A 19,085-nucleotide genomic window follows, 5' to 3' on the forward strand; every position below is an offset into this window, starting at 1 on the left:
CAGTCTCAGCGAATATGGAAATAAGGACGGGGCGGCTCAAAGGCCGCCCTGTTCCTTTAGGAAATCGACGATCTTGCTAACCCCGTCGCCGCGCTTCATGTCGGAAAAGACGAAGGGGCGTGCCTGGCGCATGTGGGTGGCATCGCGATCCATCACCTCGAGATCGACGTCGACGAAGGGCGCCAGATCCTTCTTGTTGATGACCAGAAGGTCGGATTTGGTGATGCCGGGGCCGCCCTTGCGCGGAATCTCCTCTCCCTGACACACCGAGATTACGTAGATGGTGATATCGGCAAGATCGGGTGAAAAGGTTGCAGCCAGATTGTCGCCGCCAGATTCGATGAAAACCACGTCGAGATCAGGAAGCCGCTCGTTCAGGCCGGCAATGGCCTGCAGATTGATCGTCGCATCCTCGCGGATCGCCGTGTGCGGGCAGCCGCCCGTTTCGACGCCGACGATGCGATCCGAAGGCAGCGCCTGCATGCGCACCAGTGCTTCCGCATCTTCGGTCGTGTAGATGTCATTGGTGACGACGGCGACGGAATAGTCGTCGCGCATCGCCTTGCACAGCTTCTCCGTCAACGCCGTCTTGCCGGAACCGACGGGGCCGCCGATGCCGACGCGCAAGGGTCCATGTCTCGATTTCATACTCGCAACTCCGATAAAGCAAGAGAGCAATTCCAGGAAAAGTGCGTAGCGGTTTTCCGTTTGGAATTGCGTGAAAACAAAGGGATAGCGCGTTTTCGCCCTTCGAAGAAGGGCGGAATGGCGCTAGCATAGCCAAGCGTCCCGCCGTCGCACAGCGGCGAATGACGTAGGCGATGTTTCGATCTCAATATTTTCCTGAAGACGCCCCTCATGACCGGAAGAGCCGCGTGCTCTGGGTTTCGTGCCGCAGGCTCGCAATATCCGCTTGCACGGTCGCAGCTCCGAGATCGTCAAGGCTGGATTGGGCGGCCCGTCGCGCGACATCCGCAAAGAGACCTTCAAGTCGCGCCAGAATGGCAACGCCGTCTTTCTGGCCGCTGACGCCGAGGCGAATGCCGGCGGATACCATCTGCGAGGCCAGCGCATGCAGGAAGGCAGCAGACGCCTTCTCGGCGGCGATGCCATGCGCACCTGCGACGGCACCAACAGCAACCGGATAGGCCGTCTTTGCCGGGAGCATGGAAAAGATCGCATGCGGCCAGGCAGCGGCGGCCGAAAGAAAGGCATCTCCCAGCAGCATGGTCTCGTTATGGCGCTCCTTCGAACCGGCCAGTGCCTCGGCAAGCTCCGCAACGGCCGCAAGCCGCGGCCCATCCGCGTCAGCCCGATGCGCCTCGACCAACAGCACCACATCATTCCACGCGGAACCATGCTCAATGAGTGCAGAAATCCAATGGTTGAGGCCGGAGCTGTCGCGCACCAGGCCGTCATGTACCGCACGCTCCAGGCCGCCGGAATAGGCGAACGATCCTACGGGAAACGCCGGCGACAGCCATGCCATCAGCCGTAGCAGCGCCTGCAGGTCGCCATCGTCCGAAACCGCAGTGTTGGTCATCACGGTTCAATCGTGCGAATGGTGGTGATGATCCTGGCCAGGATGATGGTGGTCGTGGCCATGCGAATGGTTGCCGTGGGGGTGATAGGCGCCGCGTGCCGGCTGGAAAGGCTCGCTGACTTCCGTCACAGTCGCACCCAACCCTTCAAGCATAGCGCGGATCACATGATCGCGCAGGATCAGGATACGCTCTTCCTCGATCTGAGCGGAAAGATGCCGGTTGCCGAGATGCCAGGCAAGTTCGATCAGATGCAGGCGATCGCGTGGGCGGATTTCGAAAAGCTTTTCGTCCGCGGCGACGATCTCGATCAACTCGCCATCCTCGCGCACCAGCAGATCGCCGCTCGCAAACAGCACCGGCTCCTTGAGGTCGAGCATGACCATCTCGCCATTTTCAAGATGCAGGAGCTTGCGGCGCAGATGCCTGAGATCATGCGGCAGGACGACACGATCGATCGGATTGGAGGAAGGGGTGCCGGCCGGCAGATAGGAAGTGACGCGTAGCATGGCTGTTCCAATTTATACTTTGGCAGACCATGCAAAATTGTCGCCGCCCGCGCAAGCATCAATGACGTGTGGAAGCCTCACATCTGCTGCACATAGCGTTGCAGTTCCCTGACATCCGTCGTTACCTCCTGCTCCTGCTCGGAGGCGCAACGATTCCAGACCTGCGACAGACGCTCGCGCTCGTGCATGACGCGGTTGCGGCCAAGCGTCTTGGCAAGATAAAGCGCCTTATCGGCGGCAGCGTAGACGGCCTCCGTCTTACGATCGCCGCCGATGTCGGCAATCCCAGCGGAAATGGTGACCTTCACCGACCCGCCTTCAATGGCGATCGACTGTTCGGCGATCTGCTCCTTGATCTCCTCAACGCGCGCGATACGCTCGGCCGTATCGCCGCCATGGATGATGACGCCGAACTCCTCACCGCCAAGTCGCGCAATCACGTTTTCTCCAGTGAACGCATCGGAAAATAGCCGCGACACCGCAACGATCACCGCATCACCGGATGCGTGCCCAAAGCGATCATTGATCGTCTTGAACCGATCAAGATCGAAGATCACCAATGATGCGCCGTCCTTGGCCGTATTCAACACCTCGGTAAAGGCACGGCGATTGAGCAGGCCGGACAGCGTATCGGTGCGGCTCAACCGCTCGAATTCGGCCCGGGAGACCGCGAGCCTGTGAATGGAAAAACCTACCAGCACCGCAAGCGCGCCGGACACGGTGCCGCCGATGATCCATGCCAACAAAACGCCAAAGCGCATCGCCTCGAAGATCGGCAATGGCAAAAGATCAAGCCATTGCATCACAAAAATCAGCACCAGGATGATGGCAAGCGACATGATGACCGCGACAAAACTCATCTTAAGCGCGAAAATAAAAATCGCACGTCGCTGCTGGAAATTACCGAGTTCGGCCTGCAGCGAAATCCATTGCTTCATGCGATTCACCTTCCTCAGCCCACTATTTCAATCATGTGAGATAGGGGTGAAGACGCTTCCAGGTCTTTAATGGAATGATTAAAAAGCGGTGTATTTCCCAAGTTGTGAACAGCCGGGAAGCTACATCCAGAAAATCCAGCTTGCCGATAGAAATGCGCGATGGCAGCACAACCACATCATGTCATTGATATTGCTAGGCCCAGTACGCAGCATACGAAAACCCCGGGAAGCCGGGGCTTTCATATCTGCCAAAGATCGGCGTCCGAAATATCCTCAGAAAAGGAAATAGCGCTGCGCCATCGGCAGCACCGTCGCCGGCTCGCAGGTCAGAAGCTCGCCATCGGCACGCACTTCATAAGTTTCCGGATCCACCTCGATATGCGGCGTCAGGCTGTTATGGATCATCGATGCTTTGGAAATGCCACCGCGCGTGTTCCGAACGGGCAGCAGCGTCTTGGCGACGCCAAGCTTGGCGGCAAGCCCGGCATCGAACGCTGCCTGGGAAACGAAGGTCACCGACGAATTCGTACGATTCTTGCCATAAGCGCCGAACATCGGCCGGTAGTGCATCGGCTGCGGCGTCGGAATGGAGGCATTCGGGTCGCCCATGGGTGCTGCGGCGATCGAGCCGCCGATCAGCACCATCTCCGGCTTCACGCCGAAGAAAGCCGGGTTCCAGAGCACCAGATCGGCACGCTTGCCGACTTCGATCGAACCGACCTCATGGCTGACGCCATGCGCGATCGCCGGGTTGATCGTATATTTGGCGATGTAGCGCTTCGCGCGGAAATTATCGTTGTCGCCGACCTCCTGTGCCAGGCGGCCGCGCTGGCGCTTCATTTTGTCGGCGGTCTGCCAGGTACGGATCGCCACCTCGCCGACGCGGCCCATGGCCTGGCTGTCGGAGGAGATGATCGAAAAGGCGCCGATGTCGTGCAGAATATCCTCAGCGGCGATGGTCTCCTTGCGGATGCGGCTTTCGGCAAAGGCGATATCCTCCGGGATCGACGGCGACAAGTGATGGCAGACCATCAGCATGTCCAGATGCTCGGCGATCGTATTAACCGTATAGGGCCGCGTCGGATTGGTCGAGGACGGGATGACGTTCGACTGCCCGCAGATCTTGATGATATCTGGCGCATGGCCGCCGCCCGCGCCTTCCGTATGGAAGGCGTGAATGGTGCGACCCTTGATGGCACCGATCGTATCCTCCACGAAGCCGCTTTCATTCAATGTATCCGTGTGGATCATCACCTGCACATCATATTCGTCCGCAACGCTGAGGCAGCAGTCGATCGCCGCCGGCGTCGTGCCCCAATCCTCATGCAGCTTGAGCGCACAGGCGCCGCCAAGCACCATTTCCTCCAGTGCGGCGGGAACGGAGGCATTGCCCTTGGCGGAGAGGCCGATATTCATCGGAAAGGCGTCGAAGGACTCGATCATGCGCGCCAAATGCCACGGTCCCGGCGTGCAGGTCGTTGCCAGCGTTCCATGCGCCGGCCCCGTGCCTCCGCCAAGCATGGTGGTGACGCCCGACATCAGGGCTTCCTCGATCTGCTGCGGGCAGATGAAATGAATATGGCTGTCCATGCCGCCGGCGGTGACGATCTTCCCCTCACCGGCAATCGCCTCCGTGCCGGGTCCGACGATGATATTGACATTGGGCTGCATATCCGGATTTCCGGCCTTGCCGATTGCAACAATGCGGCCGTCCTTCAGACCGATATCCGCCTTGACGATTCCCCAATGATCAAGGATGAGCGCATTCGTAATGACTGTATCGACGGCGCCGCCGGCGCGCGTCACCTGGCTCTGTCCCATGCCGTCACGGATGACCTTGCCGCCGCCGAACTTCACCTCCTCGCCATAGGTGGTGAAATCCTTCTCCACTTCGATGAACAATTCGGTGTCTGCCAGACGAACCTTGTCGCCAACAGTCGGTCCGAACATGTTGGCATAGGCGGCACGAGAAATCTTGTAGGGCATGATTCAGTCTCCTTCGGAGGCAGAGATAAGGTTCGTGGCGGCAAGGCGCCTGAGGCGACCGAGGGAAACATAGGCATCCACCAGCTGTTTCTCGGCGGCAAACGGATGTTCCTCCCAGCCTGTGTGGCTGAAACCGGTAATGGCAATATCGTCGTCAGGATGGCGTGACATCACATCGGCGATCACGATCATGCCGCTGCTCGGCACGACGTAGGAGGCGGGATCGTAATCCGCCAACGCCGTATCGACGCCTTCGTGAATGGCTCGGTCGATCACCACATGCCGCTTACCTGTGGCCTGGCAGAACGCGGTGAACTGATCGGTATAATCATCGCAGAAATCGTCGAGCTCGGGATGCGAGATCGCCAAAGATGCGCGCAGCTCAGAGAATTTGTCTGGATCACGCACGCTCCAGATTTCCGATGCGGCAGCGACAGCAGGGCTCTTGCGCCACTCCGCCGAGCCGAGCATGGCGCGGGCCGGCCGGCCTGTGTTGCAGACAGCGACGACATCGGTTCGCCTGCCACCGGCTCCCATCGATCGGCAATCGTTGAAACGGATCACGAGATCGGCGGCATCGATGACAGCGGCTGCACCGGCCGCAACCTCACCATTGCCGACGATCATCACGTGGCGTCTGGAATTCACTGACCACCCTCCGGCCCATCAGCGAGATCCTTCAATTCCTTGGTCCGCGTCTTGGTCAGCTCCGCCTTGCAGCCGGAGACGAGCATGGGCTCCATCGAGCCGCCGCGGGCCTCAAACCCTTGTGCCGCACACTCGCCGTCGCGATAATCCACCCAGGCGCGCTGGGCTTTAACCAGCGCCTTTTCAGCGCCCTTCATGTCGTTATCGAGATCCGCATCGATGGCGACCATCGCAGCGCGCGTTTTCTTATATTGCGCGTTCAACGCCTTGTCGGCCGCGTCGAACTCGAGAGCGGCGCAAATGTTGAGGTCCGTCTGCGCCTCGGCTTTGGCGCAATCGATCTTCGGCTCATCCGGATTGTTCTGCGCAAAGGTAGGGCCGCAGATCAGGGCTGCAGCAAGAGCGACGGCAGCGGGCGCAAGCAATTTCATCGACACCCCCGGAAGCTAGAGCTTGCCCATGACCTGCTGACGGAAGCCATAGACTTCGCGTTTGCCCGACAGCGGGATCAAGGTGACCGAACGTGTCTGCCCCGGCTCGAAGCGCACGGCGGTACCGGCGGGAATATCGAGCCGCATGCCCCTTGCCTTGTCGCGGTCGAAAGACAGCCCGGCATTGGTCTCGGCGAAATGATAGTGGCTGCCGACCTGAACCGGCCGATCGCCCGTATTGGAAACCTCAAGCGTTGTGGTCGGTGCTCCGATGTTGAGTTCGATGTCGCCGCTTGCGGCAATAATTTCACCTGGAATCATGGTTCTCTCCTCATGCGGCCTGGACGGGCGCACATCCCTCAGCTTTCAGAACACGTTTTGTCGAAGCGGGATATTTGGCGAGCAAGGCCGCCGGGCGGATTGGACGCTGCGCGAAGTCACCGCCGCAGTTCGGGCAGATGCCGCCTAATACGGTATCGACGCACTCAACACAGAAGGTGCACTCGAAGGTGCAGATCATAGCCTCTTGGCTTTCCGGCGGCAGATCCCTGTCGCAGCATTCGCAATTTGGCCTCAGCTCCAGCATGGCAACCTCACCGGATGGGTTCGTGGACCGTGACGAGCTTGGTGCCGTCGGGAAAAGTCGCCTCGACCTGAACGTCATGGATCATCTCGGCAACACCGTCCATCACCTGATCGCGCGTGATGACATGGGCGCCGGTCTCCATCAATTCAGCGACCGGGCGGCCATCGCGTGCGCCTTCGACCACGAAATCGGTAATCAGCGCGATGGCTTCGGGATGATTGAGCTTCACGCCGCGCTCAAGCCGCCGCCTCGCCACCATCGCCGCCATCGAAATCAGCAGCTTGTCTTTTTCTCTCGGAGTGAGGTTCATCGCCTACCTATGTGATTGCTGTTTGCTCAATTTACAGATTCCAGACTTTCGGCACAGGCGCTCCGTCGCGCAAGGCGGAAATGATCGGGATGAGGATTTTTCTGAGCGCGAAGCCATCGGCGGCAACAAGCCGCACGACAAGCCTCTCACCCCAGTGGCTGGCACCCCCCATATGGGTTTCGAGGAGCGGCCTGATCCGGCCGAGATAAGTCTCGGCCAGCGGCCCGACATAAAGCAAGGTCGCAAAAGCGACCTGACCGTCCAGCACAGCCATCTTCGCCGTCAATGCAGCCACATCGCCGTCCAGACGCAGCTCCTCGGCATGAACCAGCCATCCGCCGCGGCGGATGCGCCAGCGATCGCGAAACAGTCCCTGCTCCATCGCCTCGCCCATGGCTTTGCGGCCAAGCAGGATCGCCTCGACGGCAAGGAACTCGGCCGCATCGTCAAGCTCGACATTCAACGTCCGCGAAAGCGAGGCGCGGTCGAAGAGGATGGTCTCCTGCGGCAGCCAATCGACCCGGGCGCCGTGGCCAACCTTAATGGACGTCTCGACCTCTGCCGTACCGGCCGAAGCCTTGTAGATCTTCTCGCAGGCCTGCGTGGTCACATCGATGCGTGTGCCCGGCGCCGCGGAAATGCTCCAATCCATACGGTCGCCGCCGGTCAGGCCGCCGGCCGTATTGATAATGACGGCCTCCATGGAATGATCGAAAGTTTCCGGCAGCCTGATCTTGGCCGCGCCCTCCTGAAAGAGCTCGGAAAGGCGCGTGCGACCGCCAAGCGACTTCGCCGCAAGATGGCCGCGACCCCGCGCCCTCTGCGGTCTCGTCCCTGCCACCGTCATTGCCATCAGCCTCTCCACGCATCGCATATGCCAAGTCCGGCCATTGAAGCCCGGCGAGCAATAAACGCAAGCAATTCCTGTGCCTTATTCGACGCCGTGCAATATTGGTCTTATATCAGCCGCATCAGCTGCATTTTTCGTCAAACGCCGAAAAGAAAGGCAGTAAATTTAAGTGAACCGAACGGGTATCGGAAGCAGATCTACAGAAAGCTCCGCCTGCGAAACCATCTACCCCTTCACTGCCGAGAAGAAGAGGAAGCGCGGCTTGGTTGTCAGGTTCTGGTATGCCTCCGGGAAAAGGGTGCTGACCCTGGGATCCGGCTGCGGCTCGCTCACGACATCGATCTGAAATCCGGCTGATTTCAGCGCATCGAACATGGCATGAAGCGGCCGGTGCCAAAATCGCATGGTGATGTCCTTGCCGCCGCGGTGCCACGTCTCGCTGAAGTTATAGGTCTCGAAATAGCTTTCCCCGCTCGCCGGATCATGATCCATGAAAGGATGATGTGTCGAAAAAATCAGGCGGCCCCCATCTGACAAGACACGCCTGAATTCCGAGAGAGGGCGCGACCAATCGTGCAGATAATGCATGACCAAGGAGGCAATTACTAAATCTAAGGCGCCGTCTTCGAAAGGCAACCGCTCGTTCAAATCGGCTAGCAACAAACGCGCCCGCCCTTCCAGGCGGCGTCGCGCGATTTCGAGCAAGCCCGCGCTCGCATCGACGCCAGTCAGGACCGCTCCCCGATCGACGAGGGCGGCGGCATGGGCCCCGCCTCCGCAACCGGCATCAAGAACGCAAAGGCCTGCAACATCACCGGCGAGCGAGAGAATTGCAGGTCGCTCATAATAAGCATTCCAGGCATTGTTCTCGTTGTCGGCCTGATAGGCGGCTGCGAACGCATCATAGTCATTATCAGACACTGTTCCTCCTTGCCGGAAAACGGCACACATGACGGCTTCAAGTGGTTGACGCCGCCACCTCATGGACGCGCCGCCTGTCCTGCAACGACGTATCGCAGTCTGGGTTTCTGTATTTCTGCCTAGATCACACGATCCGGTGGCTCGCGCCCGGCAAAGAAGGCGGGACATTGTCCACCACCTTCATCCCCATGGCGGTGCGCGTCTCTTCAGTGGCGCTGCCGAGATGCGGCAGAAGCACGACGTTGTTCATCGCCCTCAACCGCTCGGGAACATGCGGTTCAGCTTCATAAACGTCGAGGCCGGCGCCGCGGATCGTCCTCCGCTCCAGTGCCGAAATCAGCGCTGCCTCGTCGACGACATCGCCTCTTGCGGTATTGATCAGGAAGGCCTCCGGTTTCATGGCCGCGAAACGGGCCGCATTCATCAGGTGCCGGTTCTCGGCACCGCCTGGACAATGCAGGGAGACGAAATCGGAGACTTCCAGAACATCTTCTACGGTCTGCAACTGGACGGCGCCATAGCGAGCCGCCTCCATGGGATCGATGGCGGAGCGATTGTAGAAGACGACATCCATACCGAAGCCAAAATGGCAGCGCTGCGCGAAGGCACGGCCAATGCGGCCGAAGCCGATAATGCCGACGGTCTTGCCGGTCACTTTGGTGCCGACCAGATGTGTTGGCCGCCATCCGCTCCAGGCGCCGGCCCTGACTTCACGCTCGCCTTCGCCGCCACGGCGCGCAACGGAAAGAAGGAGCAGCATGGCGATATCGGCCGTGCAATCAGTCAGCACACCGGGCGTGTTGGTGACGACCACGCCCTTCTGTTTTGCCGCGGCAATATCGATATGATTGAAGCCGACGCCGAAATTGCCGAGGATCTTCGTCCTGATCGCCTGACCTTCGAAAAGTGCTGCAGGAAGCTTGTCGGAAACGGTCGGCAGGACTGCATCATAGGCGAGCAGCGCCTCGCGCAGCTGCCCCGCGTCGAGCGCGATGTCATCCTTGTTCAACGTTGCGTCGAAACGCTCGGAAAGCACGGATTCGACCGCGGCCGGCCAGCGTCGGGTCACAAGAATACGGGGTTTGCTCATGCGGTCATCCTCCTGCCGATATCAGGCAGATTTAAAGCAGCCTCGGCTTGAAGAAAATGGCGAACCGATATCACGATTATGAAAAAGCCCGGCCAGTGGCCGGGCTTCTCAGATCTTGCCCATGCCGGAAAACCGGCATCACAAAGCTTACTTCGAGATTTCGTCGTAGTTGTACTTGCCGTCGGAACCCTTGGACCACTTGTACATGACGTAGTCCGGACGGGTGATGTCGCCCTTGGCGTTGAAGCCCAGATCGCCGATAGCGGTCTTGAACGGACCCTTTGCCTTCAGCGCATCGGCAACAGCCATCGGATCGTTGGAACCGGCAGCCTTGGCGGCGGCAGCGATAACCTGCAGAGCCGAGTAGGAATAGAGCGTGTAGCCTTCCGGCTCGTAGCCGGCAGCGCGGAACTTGGCGACGAGATCGGCGGAAGCCGGGTTCTTGCGCGGATCCGGCGCGAAGGTCATCAACGTGCCGTCGACGGCGTCGCCGGCGATCGATGCGAGCTCGTTCGAGACGATACCGTCACCCGACATGAAGTGAGCCTTCACACCCTGGTCGGCCATCTGGCGCATGATGAGGCCAGCTTCCGTGTGCAGACCGCCGTAGTAGACGAAATCGACGCCAGCCTGCTTCATCTTGGCGATCAGGGCCGAGTAGTCCTTATCGCCGGGGGTGATGCCTTCATAAACAACTTCCGTCACGCCAGCGGCGTTGAGGTTCTTCTTGGTTTCATCGGCCAGACCCTGACCATAAGGGGTCTTGTCGTGAACGACGGCAACCTTGGCGCCCTTGAAATTGTCGGCGATGTACTTGCCGGCAACTTCGCCCTGCTGGTCGTCACGGCCGCAAGTACGGAACGTGTTCCACAGGCCGCGTTCGGTGAACTTCGGGTTCGTCGAAGCGGGAGTGATCTGCAGGATGCCGTTTTCAGCGTAGACTTCCGAAGCCGGAATGGAAACGCCCGAGTTGAAGTGACCGACGACGAACTTCACACCGTCAGCAACAAACTTGTTGGCGACCGAAACGCCCTGCTTGGCGTCGGAGACGTCGTCGCCGAGTTCGATCTTGATCTTTTCCCCGTTGATGCCGCCTGAAGCATTGATGTCGGCTGCCGCCTGTTCCGCACCCTTCTGAAGCTGCGCGCCAAACGCAGCATTCGGGCCCGTCAACGGACCGCCAACGCCAACAATGATATCGGCCTTCGCAGCGCCGCCGAAAGCGATCATCGCCGACAAAGCCACCGCCGACAGAAGATACTTCTTCATATTATTACTCCCAATTTTTAAGCGGGTTCCGTTTAATCTGCCCTGCGCGATACCCACCAATCACCACGCCGGTAACGCTTGCATTTCGAACTCTGGAAGCATGACCCTGCCCGTTCCCGTCTGTTTTTATGGGGCTGGATGACGCTCTTGGTTGTACGCAGACTGTGCCTAGTTTAGGCCCAGTGTCAATTCTTCTTCTTCCAAGAAAAGGCCGAGGTCTTTTCATAAAGCCAGTAGTAGTTATTCACCATCTGATCGGTACGGCGATACCGGTATCCCGCGGTCGCAAATACGAGCAGAAGCACGACGTCGATGATGTAGATGGTGACGTCGAATACCGGGCCGTTGAACAGCGCATGGTGCAGAAACTGCAGCGCAAGGCCGATCAGAAAGCTGTAGACGACGACAATCGGATAGGTTTCCCAGCCGGAAGCGACGGCGCGTCCTGCGCGCCACGCAGTCCAAAAACCCAGGATGACGATAACGGCACGGATGACCATGCGGCCGCCGGTATCGCTGTCGAAGAGAAGTCCCTGCATCTTAAATTCTCCGCGAAACGAAACTCAATGATGTCCGCCTTCGAGATAGGCGGCGCGCACTTCCGGATTGGCGAGCAGTTCCTTGCCCGAACCGCTCATCGTCACCCGGCCGTTGACCATCACATAAGCGCGGTCGGAAAGCTTCAGCGCCGCAAAGGCATTTTGCTCGACGAGGAAGACGGTGAGCCCCTGGCTCTTGTTCAGAACCTTGATCGCTTCGAAGATGCCCTTCACGATCAGCGGTGCCAAGCCAAGCGACGGCTCGTCCAGGAGCAGCAGCTTTGGGCGCGCCATCAGTGCACGGCCGATCGACAGCATCTGCTGCTCGCCGCCGGAAAGCGTGCCGCCGCGCTGCGACTGACGCTCCTTCAGGCGCGGGAAAAGCGTGAAGATCTTCTCGACGTCCTCGTTGAAGTATTTGAGCTTGTCGAGGCTCGCGCCCATCTGCAGGTTTTCGTAGACGGTCATGCGCGGAAAGATGCGCCGCCCTTCCGGCGATTGCGCGATGCGAAGCCGCGCAATCTCGTGCGTCGGCATGCGCGTAATATCCTGGCCGTCGAAAGTGACCGATCCGGTACGAGCTTGAGGGCTGCCGCAGATCGTCATCATCAGCGTCGACTTGCCGGCGCCGTTGGCGCCGATCAGGCTGACGATCTCACCACTGTTGACTTCGATGTCGACACCGGCAAGGGCGCGGATATTGCCGTAATAGGTTTCCACGCCCGCAACTTTGAGAAGTGGCTGCCCCGTCATCAATGTTCACCTTCCTGGAGGTGTTCGACTTCGGCAATCACCTCTTCCACTTCCTCATCCTCAACGCCCAGATAGGCAGCGATCACGCGAGGATCGTTCTTGACTTCATCCGGCGTACCGTCGGCAATCTTCTGCCCATATTCGAGGACGATGACATGGTCGGAAATTTCCATGACCACCGACATATCGTGCTCGATCAGCAGGATAGACGTGCCGGTATCCTTGCGGATACTGCGCAGGAATTCGTTGAGAACCAGGGATTCGCGAGGGTTGAGACCGGCAGCCGGCTCGTCCAGGCAAAGCAGCTCCGGCCCCGTGCACATTGCGCGAGCGATTTCCAGGCGACGTTGCGCGCCGTAGGGAAGATCGCCGGCCGGATCGTCAGCGCGATCGATGAGATCGGCCTTCTCGAGCCAGAAACGCGCAAGTTCGATCGCATTCTTCGCCTCGGAACGGTACGGACCGATGCCGAGCAGACCGAGGATCGTATAGCCGGAGGCGCGCATCAGCTTGTTGTGCTGCGCCACCAGCAGGTTTTCCAGCACGGTGAGGCCCGAAAACAGGCGGATATTCTGGAAGGTGCGCGCCACCTTGGCTTCACGCGTGATCCGGAAATCCGGAAGCCGTTCCAGGAGATATTCCTTACCGGTCTTCTGATGCAGGCTGATCATACCCATCGTCGGCTTGTAGAAGCCGGTGATGCAATTGAACACCGTTGTCTTGCCGGCGCCGTTCGGGCCGATCAAGGCGGTGATGTCGCCGCGCTTTGCCTCGAAGGAGAAGTCGTTGATCGCCATCAGGCCGCCGAACTTCATCGACAGATGATCGACCTTCAGCAGAACGTCATTGGAGTTTGCGGTCACAGCGCTCATCAGCCGTGGCCCTCCTTGGTAAAGCTGCCGGAGACCGCTTTTCGCTCCTTGAGGAAGGCGGTCGGCTCACGCGTACCGACAAAGCCGCGCGGCTTGAAGATCATGACAACCACCATGGCGAGGCCGAAGATGAGCATGCGGTAGAGTTCCGGGGTGAAATCCGGGCCGAAGCCGGGAATAATTGTCGTATCGCCCCAAACCAGGCCGGTCTTCAGGAAGCCCATATTACGCAGCGCTTCGGTGCCGCCGATCATGGCGATCGCCGCAATAGCGATGCCCTTCAGGGACCCCATGCCGCCAAGGACCACAATCGCCAGAATGATCGCGGATTCCAGGAAGACGAAGGATTCCGGCGAGACGAAGCCCTGACGCGCCGCGAAGAAAGAGCCGGCAAAGCCGCCGAACATGGCGCCGGTGGCAAAAGCCGTCAACTTCGTCGTCACCGTATTGATTCCGAGCGAGCGGCAGGCGATTTCATCCTCGCGCAACGCTTCCCATGCACGCCCGATCGGCATGCGGCGCAGCCGGATGGTGACATAAGCTGTCAGCATGCAGAGCAGCAGGATCACGTAGAACAGGAAGATCTTGTACCACGCCGACGAGATCGGCAGACCGAAACTACGGACGAAGTTGTGCGGATCCTTGGTATCGAAGGTATAAAGACCAAAGAGCGATGCCTTGGTGATATTGGAGATGCCGAAGCTTCCCTGCGTCACATCGGTCCAGTTGGTCAGTACGATGCGGATGATTTCCCCGAAAGCGAGCGTCACGATCGCCAGGTAGTCACCCCTGAGGCGCAGCACCGGAAAGCCCAGGATCATCCCCCAAAGTGCGGCAAGGATGCCCGAAAGCGGCAGCAGCAGCCAGAAGGACAGGCCGAAATGCGTCGACAACAGTGCATAGGAGTAAGCACCGACCGCATAGAAGGCGACATATCCCAGGTCAAGCAAGCCCGCGAGGCCAACGACGATATTCAGGCCCCAGGCAAGCATCACGTAGATGAGGATCTGGATGCCGAAATTGTCGACATAGGTCAGCGATCCCTGTGGACCGAGTATCGCAACGGCCGCCAGAGGATAGATGAGCAGCAGCAGGAGCCCGATCGTGTTGAAATGCCTGGCGGCGAAACTTTGTTCGCCCTCAACCCTCACGATCTTGGCCTTGGCGGCCTTTCGCGCCGCCAGATAAGGCTGGACGAAGACCGTCATGATGAAACGGCCGACGGTAGCGATCGCAACGATGGTCGCAAGAAGACCCCAGCGCTGCACGATGACCAGCTTATTGTCAATATTCTGATCGGTCTTGAGACCGATATAGAGGACGAACATGCCGAAGGATATGACCGCGGTCCAGAGGGCGTCCGTAATCCCCTTCTGGACAAGGCCGGGTGCGGTCTTGCCTGCAACGAAGTTTGAATTTGCCATGGCGTTATACCTTTTCGACTTCCGGCCGGCCGAGAATACCCGTCGGCTTGAAGATCAGCACGTAGGCCAGGATACCGTATGTCGCGACATCCTTATACGCGATGGGAAAATTGCCCGACCAGAACGACTCGATGAAACCGATCATCAGACCGCCGAGAACAGCGCCCGGCAGCGAGCCGATGCCACCCAGAACCGCCGCCGTGAAGGCTTTGACACCCGGCACGAAACCATCCGTGAAGTTCGCAACGCCATAATACATCAGATACATCGTACCGGCGACGGCAGCGAGCGCCGCACCCATGATGAAGGTGATGGAAATGGTCCGGTCGACATTGATGCCGAGCAGCGCCGCCATCTTGCGGTCCTGCTCGGTCGCGCGCTGAGCACGCCCGAGCGCCGTCTTGTTGACGATGTACCAGAATGCGGCGAGCAGCACGACGGTGATGATGAAGATGATGATCTGCTTCAGGGACAGCGAGATCCCGCCGAAATTGTAGACATCGCCCACGAGCGTCGGGATCGGCTTGTTGCGCGGGCCCTGTGCGACCTGGATGAAGTTCGACAGAACGATCGACATACCGATTGCCGTGATCAGCGGCGCGAGCCGGAACGACCCGCGCAACGGCCGATAGGCAACGCGCTCGATCACCCAGTTCCAAAGACTCGTCATCAGCATGGCGACGATCAACATCACCAAAAGCAGGATGGCAACCGGCAGGCCGGCAAACAGCGAAATCAGAACGAGATAGGTGATAAGAGCGGCAAAGCCGCCAAGCATGAAAACATCACCGTGGGCAAAATTGATCATGCCGATGATGCCGTAGACCATGGTGTAACCAATGGCGATCAGGCCGTAGATCGACCCGAGAGTCAGCCCGTTTAAGAGCTGCTGGATAAAATAATCCATATGTCATTTCCCCTGGATGCGGCGTCATACGATCGCATCTCTTATTACTTTTTTAGGTTCCTTCTGGAGGCCTATGGCCGCGATTCCATACTGGTTTCGAAAGAAATGTGAAGCCAAAAAGGCGAGAAATTGACAAATTCTTTTCAAATCGCGGTGCGCTGATGCGAATTCGACCAAAAATGACACGAAAGCGGCAGTCCGTGGCTCAAAATTAGCCAAAGCCGCCTCCTGCCGCTCCCAAATTGAAAAGCTCTCGTCAGCGGCAGGTCGTGCGTGATCTACCGCTGCCTTGTGAAGGCGCCCTTCAGGCGCGCATGCGGCCTCCATCTGCGTCAAACAGCGGCTCGACCTGAAGCCTTGCCGGCAAAAGCTCGCCAAGCAATTCGATCGCCCAGCCCTGTGCCTCGTCGGCGATCTCCTTCGGCACATAGCCGACTGCAACGGAAAGACCGGAAGCGTGCGCATAGCCGCCCGAGGTCACCCAGCCGCAAACCGCGCCCTCATGATAAATGGGCTCGTCGCCGATGACGTCGGCATCCCTTGCGCTCAGAATGAACGTGCACAGCCGCAAGGTTCCGCCTTCCGCCTTTTCCTTGGCAGCCGCAGCCTTGCCAATGAAATCGGCTTCCTTGGACAGCGCGACGAACCGGCTGAGCCCGGCCTCGAACGGACCATATAGCGGCCGGTATTCGCGCGCCCAACTGCCGTAGGATTTGTCGAGACGCAGTGCATTGAGCGCTCTCAACCCAAAGAGCCGGATGTCGAACTCGGCACCCTCCTGCATCAGTAGGTCGAAAATGTAGCGCTGGTACTCCGGCTTCATCCAGATCTCATAGCCGAGATCGCCCGTATAGGAGACGCGGCCGACGATGGCAGGCGCCATGCCGATATCCATGCGGCCGATCGACATGAAGGGGAAGGCGGCAGTGGAAATATCCTGATGGGTCAGCTTCTGCAGCAGTTTACGAGCATTCGGGCCGGCGATCGAAAGGCCGAGAAGCGAAAGACCGAGTGCATTCAGTTCGACTGAACCGTCCTTCGGCAGGAGGCTTTCGAACCAGCGCATGTGATAGGCTTCGGCAATGCCGGAGCCGATGAGAAGGAAATCTTCCTCACCGAGCTTGGCAAGCGTGAAATCGCCGATCAGCTTGCCGTCATGTTTCAACATCGGCGCCAGTGTCATTCGGCCCACGGCCGGAATGCGGCAGGTCAGCAGCGTATCGAGGAAAGCTTCCGCTCCCGGCCCCTTGACCGAATATTTGGCAAAACCTGACGTTTCCATCAGGCCGACGCTATCGCGCACCGCCTTGGCTTCCGCGGCGACGACGTCGAAATCGTTGGAACGCCGCCACGAGAATTGATCCACTTCGCCCTGCGGAGCAAACCACAGCGCCTGCTCAAGGCCATAGTAAGCGCCGAAGACGCCCCCGACTTGCTTCAGCTTGTCGTAGATCGGAGTCGTCAGCAGCGGGCGTGCAGCCGGCAGTTCCTCGTTCGGATAGCGGATCGAGAAGCGGCGGGTATAGTTCTCGCGCACTTTGGCATTGGTATAGGCGAGCGTCGCGTAGTCGCCATAGCGGGAAACGTCCATGGCGAAGACGTCGAAGCCCGGATCGCCGTAGATCATCCAATTGGCAAGCGCGAGCCCCACGCCGCCGCCCTGGCTGAAGCCGGCCATGACGGCACAGGCCGACCAATAGTTCCTCAAGCCACGGACAGGGCCGACAAGCGGGTTGCCGTCGGGCGAGAAGGTGAACGGACCGTTGATGATCTTCTTGATGCCCGCATTGTTGAATGCCGGGAAATGGCGGAAGCCGACTTCCAGTTCCGGCGTGATGCGCTCGATATCCTCGGCCAGCAGTTCGTGACCGAAATCCCAAGGTGTCGTTAGCGGCGACCATGGACGGCAGGCCTTTTCATAGGTGCCCATCAGCATGCCCTGCCGCTCCTGGCGCAGATAGATCTCGCCGTCGAAATCCACGCAGTGCATCAGCTCCTTGCCTGTCGACTTATTGAAGTCGATGACCTCGGGCATATCTTCGGTGATGAGATACATGTGCTCCATGGCGAGCACCGGCAGCTCCAGCCCTACCATACGGCCGACTTCGCGCGCCCAGAGGCCAGCGGCGTTGACGACATGCTCGGCGATGATCTCGCCCTGGTTGGTGATGACGCGCCAGGAGCCGTCTTCGCGCTGCACCAGCTCTTCCACCTTGGTGTGAAGGTAGATTTCCGCGCCATTCTTCTTGGCGGAGCGGGCATAGGCATGCGTCGTGCCATAGGGGTCGAGATGGCCTTCGACGGGATCGTAAAGCGCGCCGACGAACTGATCGGGATCGAGGAGCGGCATCATCTCGTGCGCTTCCTTCGGCGTCAGCAGCGTCGCTTCCAGGCCGTTGTAGCGCCCCTTGGCGAGAATGGATTTCAGCCAGTCGAAGCGCTGCGGGGTTGCCGCCAGCATCAGGCCGGAAGTCAGGTGCAGGCCGATATCCTGGCCGGAATATTCCTCGATCTCCTTATAGAGCTCGACCGTATATTTTTGCAGCTTAGCGACATTCGGATCGCCATTGATCGTGTGCATGCCGCCGGCTGCATGCCAGGTCGAGCCGGATGTCAGCTCGGAGCGTTCGAGCAGCACCACATCGGTCCAGCCGAATTTCGTCAGGTGATAGAGCACCGAACATCCGACGACACCGCCACCGATGACGACGACTTTGGCATGGCTTTTCATTGGGAATCCCCTGTTTTCGGCACAAAGCCGCCGGGTGTCTTCCCGTGCGACCGACCTTGTTTGAGAGGAAACCTAGAGACTATCCGATAGGCCAAATAGCCCGAACTGCGAAACCGATATGTCTGTTTGCGCCATCGCAATTGTTCGGATCGCGCCATCCACGATTGGCGGTGCAAGCCGGCTGGCAGGCCATCCGACATCGGGCTATAGAAGGATTTTTAGTCTGCGAAACCGGCCGTGAGCGCGAACTCCCGTCCCATCTCCATGATCTCCTCGAAGACACTGCCGGCATAGGAGCGCGGCACGATGATTTCGAAGTGATCGGGCCCGGTGCGGGCAACGTTGGCGCTGACATGGCAGCACAGCATGCTGGCAGACTGCCCCTCGGCAAAAACCTGCGGATGCAGGTCAACGGCCACGCATTTGGCGAGGATGCGGCGGACGCTGGGGCCGGAAATGCGCAGCAGTACGCGGCCGTCGCTCTGCTCGAAGAATGAAGCCCGGGCGGGATCGAGGATGAAAAGATCCCGCGCAACACTGTCGGTGCCGAGCGTGTCGGACACAACGAACCATTCCCTCGGCCCGAGATCGCGAACCGATACATCCTTCAGCGCCGTCAGGCTCGCTAGAACGCCGTCTTGGTCCCCGGCCCTTGCGAGCACGGAGAAGATCGCCGGACGACGCACGACGGCAAGGTGATTCGGATTTGCGGCAGCTTCGAAGCCGGAAATATGATCTTCCAGCACATGCCTGTTCTGAAACGCGACGCTCATCAATCCA

General features: G+C 59.3%; 20 protein-coding genes and 1 pseudogene. All 21 read right to left on the minus strand.

Going from position 1 to position 19,085, the window contains the following annotated elements:
- Positions 1–36: 36 nt before the first annotated feature.
- Positions 37–648 carry an urease accessory protein UreG gene (gene ureG, locus ACK83U_RS10980; protein WP_112604502.1) on the minus strand — a complete coding sequence of 204 codons (612 nt, stop codon included), beginning with the start codon at positions 646–648 and terminating at the stop codon, positions 37–39.
- 208 nt (positions 649–856) lie between these two features.
- A complete protein-coding gene (locus ACK83U_RS10985) occupies positions 857–1,543 on the minus strand; it encodes an urease accessory protein UreF (RefSeq protein ID WP_112604499.1) in 687 nt (228 codons plus the stop codon).
- A 6-nt stretch (positions 1,544–1,549) separates the two neighbouring features.
- Positions 1,550–2,050, minus strand: coding sequence for an urease accessory protein UreE (gene ureE, locus ACK83U_RS10990; RefSeq protein ID WP_112604496.1), 501 nt, complete (start codon positions 2,048–2,050; stop codon positions 1,550–1,552).
- Positions 2,051–2,127: 77 nt separating this feature from the next.
- Positions 2,128–2,988, minus strand: a complete 861-nt coding sequence (locus tag ACK83U_RS10995) for a GGDEF domain-containing protein (protein ID WP_112604493.1) — start codon at positions 2,986–2,988, stop codon at positions 2,128–2,130.
- 273 nt (positions 2,989–3,261) lie between these two features.
- Positions 3,262–4,974 carry an urease subunit alpha gene (gene ureC / locus ACK83U_RS11000; protein WP_112604490.1) on the minus strand — a complete coding sequence of 571 codons (1,713 nt, stop codon included), beginning with the start codon at positions 4,972–4,974 and terminating at the stop codon, positions 3,262–3,264.
- Positions 4,975–4,977: 3 nt separating this feature from the next.
- Complete coding sequence (locus tag ACK83U_RS11005) at positions 4,978–5,601, minus strand: Urease operon accessory protein (RefSeq protein ID WP_112604488.1); 624 nt, start codon at positions 5,599–5,601, stop codon at positions 4,978–4,980.
- Positions 5,602–5,618: 17 nt separating this feature from the next.
- Positions 5,619–6,053, minus strand: coding sequence for a lysozyme inhibitor LprI family protein (locus tag ACK83U_RS11010; protein WP_112604485.1), 435 nt, complete (start codon positions 6,051–6,053; stop codon positions 5,619–5,621).
- A 15-nt stretch (positions 6,054–6,068) separates the two neighbouring features.
- Complete coding sequence (locus ACK83U_RS11015) at positions 6,069–6,374, minus strand: urease subunit beta (protein WP_112604482.1); 306 nt, start codon at positions 6,372–6,374, stop codon at positions 6,069–6,071.
- Between the two features lie 10 nt (positions 6,375–6,384).
- A complete protein-coding gene (locus tag ACK83U_RS11020) occupies positions 6,385–6,639 on the minus strand; it encodes a DUF1272 domain-containing protein (protein ID WP_112334915.1) in 255 nt (84 codons plus the stop codon).
- A 7-nt stretch (positions 6,640–6,646) separates the two neighbouring features.
- On the minus strand, positions 6,647–6,949 hold the full coding sequence (locus ACK83U_RS11025; protein ID WP_112604479.1) for an urease subunit gamma: 303 nt from the start codon (positions 6,947–6,949) through the stop codon (positions 6,647–6,649).
- A 31-nt stretch (positions 6,950–6,980) separates the two neighbouring features.
- Positions 6,981–7,802 carry an urease accessory protein UreD gene (locus tag ACK83U_RS11030; protein WP_112604477.1) on the minus strand — a complete coding sequence of 274 codons (822 nt, stop codon included), beginning with the start codon at positions 7,800–7,802 and terminating at the stop codon, positions 6,981–6,983.
- Positions 7,803–8,024: 222 nt separating this feature from the next.
- A complete protein-coding gene (locus tag ACK83U_RS11035; protein WP_112604474.1) occupies positions 8,025–8,720 on the minus strand; it encodes a class I SAM-dependent methyltransferase in 696 nt (231 codons plus the stop codon).
- Between the two features lie 119 nt (positions 8,721–8,839).
- Positions 8,840–9,810, minus strand: a pseudogene (locus ACK83U_RS11040) (2-hydroxyacid dehydrogenase).
- A gap of 147 nt (positions 9,811–9,957) precedes the next feature.
- Positions 9,958–11,079 (minus strand): branched-chain amino acid ABC transporter substrate-binding protein, encoded by a 1,122-nt coding sequence (locus ACK83U_RS11045; protein WP_112604470.1) that lies wholly within the window; start codon positions 11,077–11,079, stop codon positions 9,958–9,960.
- Positions 11,080–11,264: 185 nt separating this feature from the next.
- Positions 11,265–11,618 (minus strand): DUF6867 family protein, encoded by a 354-nt coding sequence (locus tag ACK83U_RS11050; RefSeq protein ID WP_112604468.1) that lies wholly within the window; start codon positions 11,616–11,618, stop codon positions 11,265–11,267.
- A gap of 24 nt (positions 11,619–11,642) precedes the next feature.
- On the minus strand, positions 11,643–12,371 hold the full coding sequence (locus ACK83U_RS11055; protein WP_112334919.1) for an ABC transporter ATP-binding protein: 729 nt from the start codon (positions 12,369–12,371) through the stop codon (positions 11,643–11,645).
- On the minus strand, positions 12,371–13,243 hold the full coding sequence (locus tag ACK83U_RS11060; protein ID WP_112604466.1) for an ABC transporter ATP-binding protein: 873 nt from the start codon (positions 13,241–13,243) through the stop codon (positions 12,371–12,373). The genes ACK83U_RS11055 and ACK83U_RS11060 overlap by 1 nt, the downstream gene beginning before the upstream one ends.
- Positions 13,243–14,667 (minus strand): high-affinity branched-chain amino acid ABC transporter permease LivM, encoded by a 1,425-nt coding sequence (livM, locus tag ACK83U_RS11065; protein ID WP_112604464.1) that lies wholly within the window; start codon positions 14,665–14,667, stop codon positions 13,243–13,245. The genes ACK83U_RS11060 and livM overlap by 1 nt, the downstream gene beginning before the upstream one ends.
- Positions 14,668–14,671: 4 nt before the next feature.
- A complete protein-coding gene (locus tag ACK83U_RS11070; protein WP_112334922.1) occupies positions 14,672–15,574 on the minus strand; it encodes a branched-chain amino acid ABC transporter permease in 903 nt (300 codons plus the stop codon).
- A gap of 304 nt (positions 15,575–15,878) precedes the next feature.
- Positions 15,879–18,305, minus strand: coding sequence for a GcvT family protein (locus ACK83U_RS11075; protein WP_112604462.1), 2,427 nt, complete (start codon positions 18,303–18,305; stop codon positions 15,879–15,881).
- Positions 18,306–18,523: 218 nt separating this feature from the next.
- Entirely contained in the window at positions 18,524–19,078 is a 555-nt protein-coding gene (locus tag ACK83U_RS11080) for a sarcosine oxidase subunit gamma family protein (protein ID WP_112604460.1), read from the minus strand.
- Positions 19,079–19,085 lie beyond the last annotated feature (7 nt).

This window comes from Rhizobium sp. WW22 (genome assembly GCF_047041135.1).
Lineage (GTDB): Bacteria > Pseudomonadota > Alphaproteobacteria > Rhizobiales > Rhizobiaceae > Rhizobium.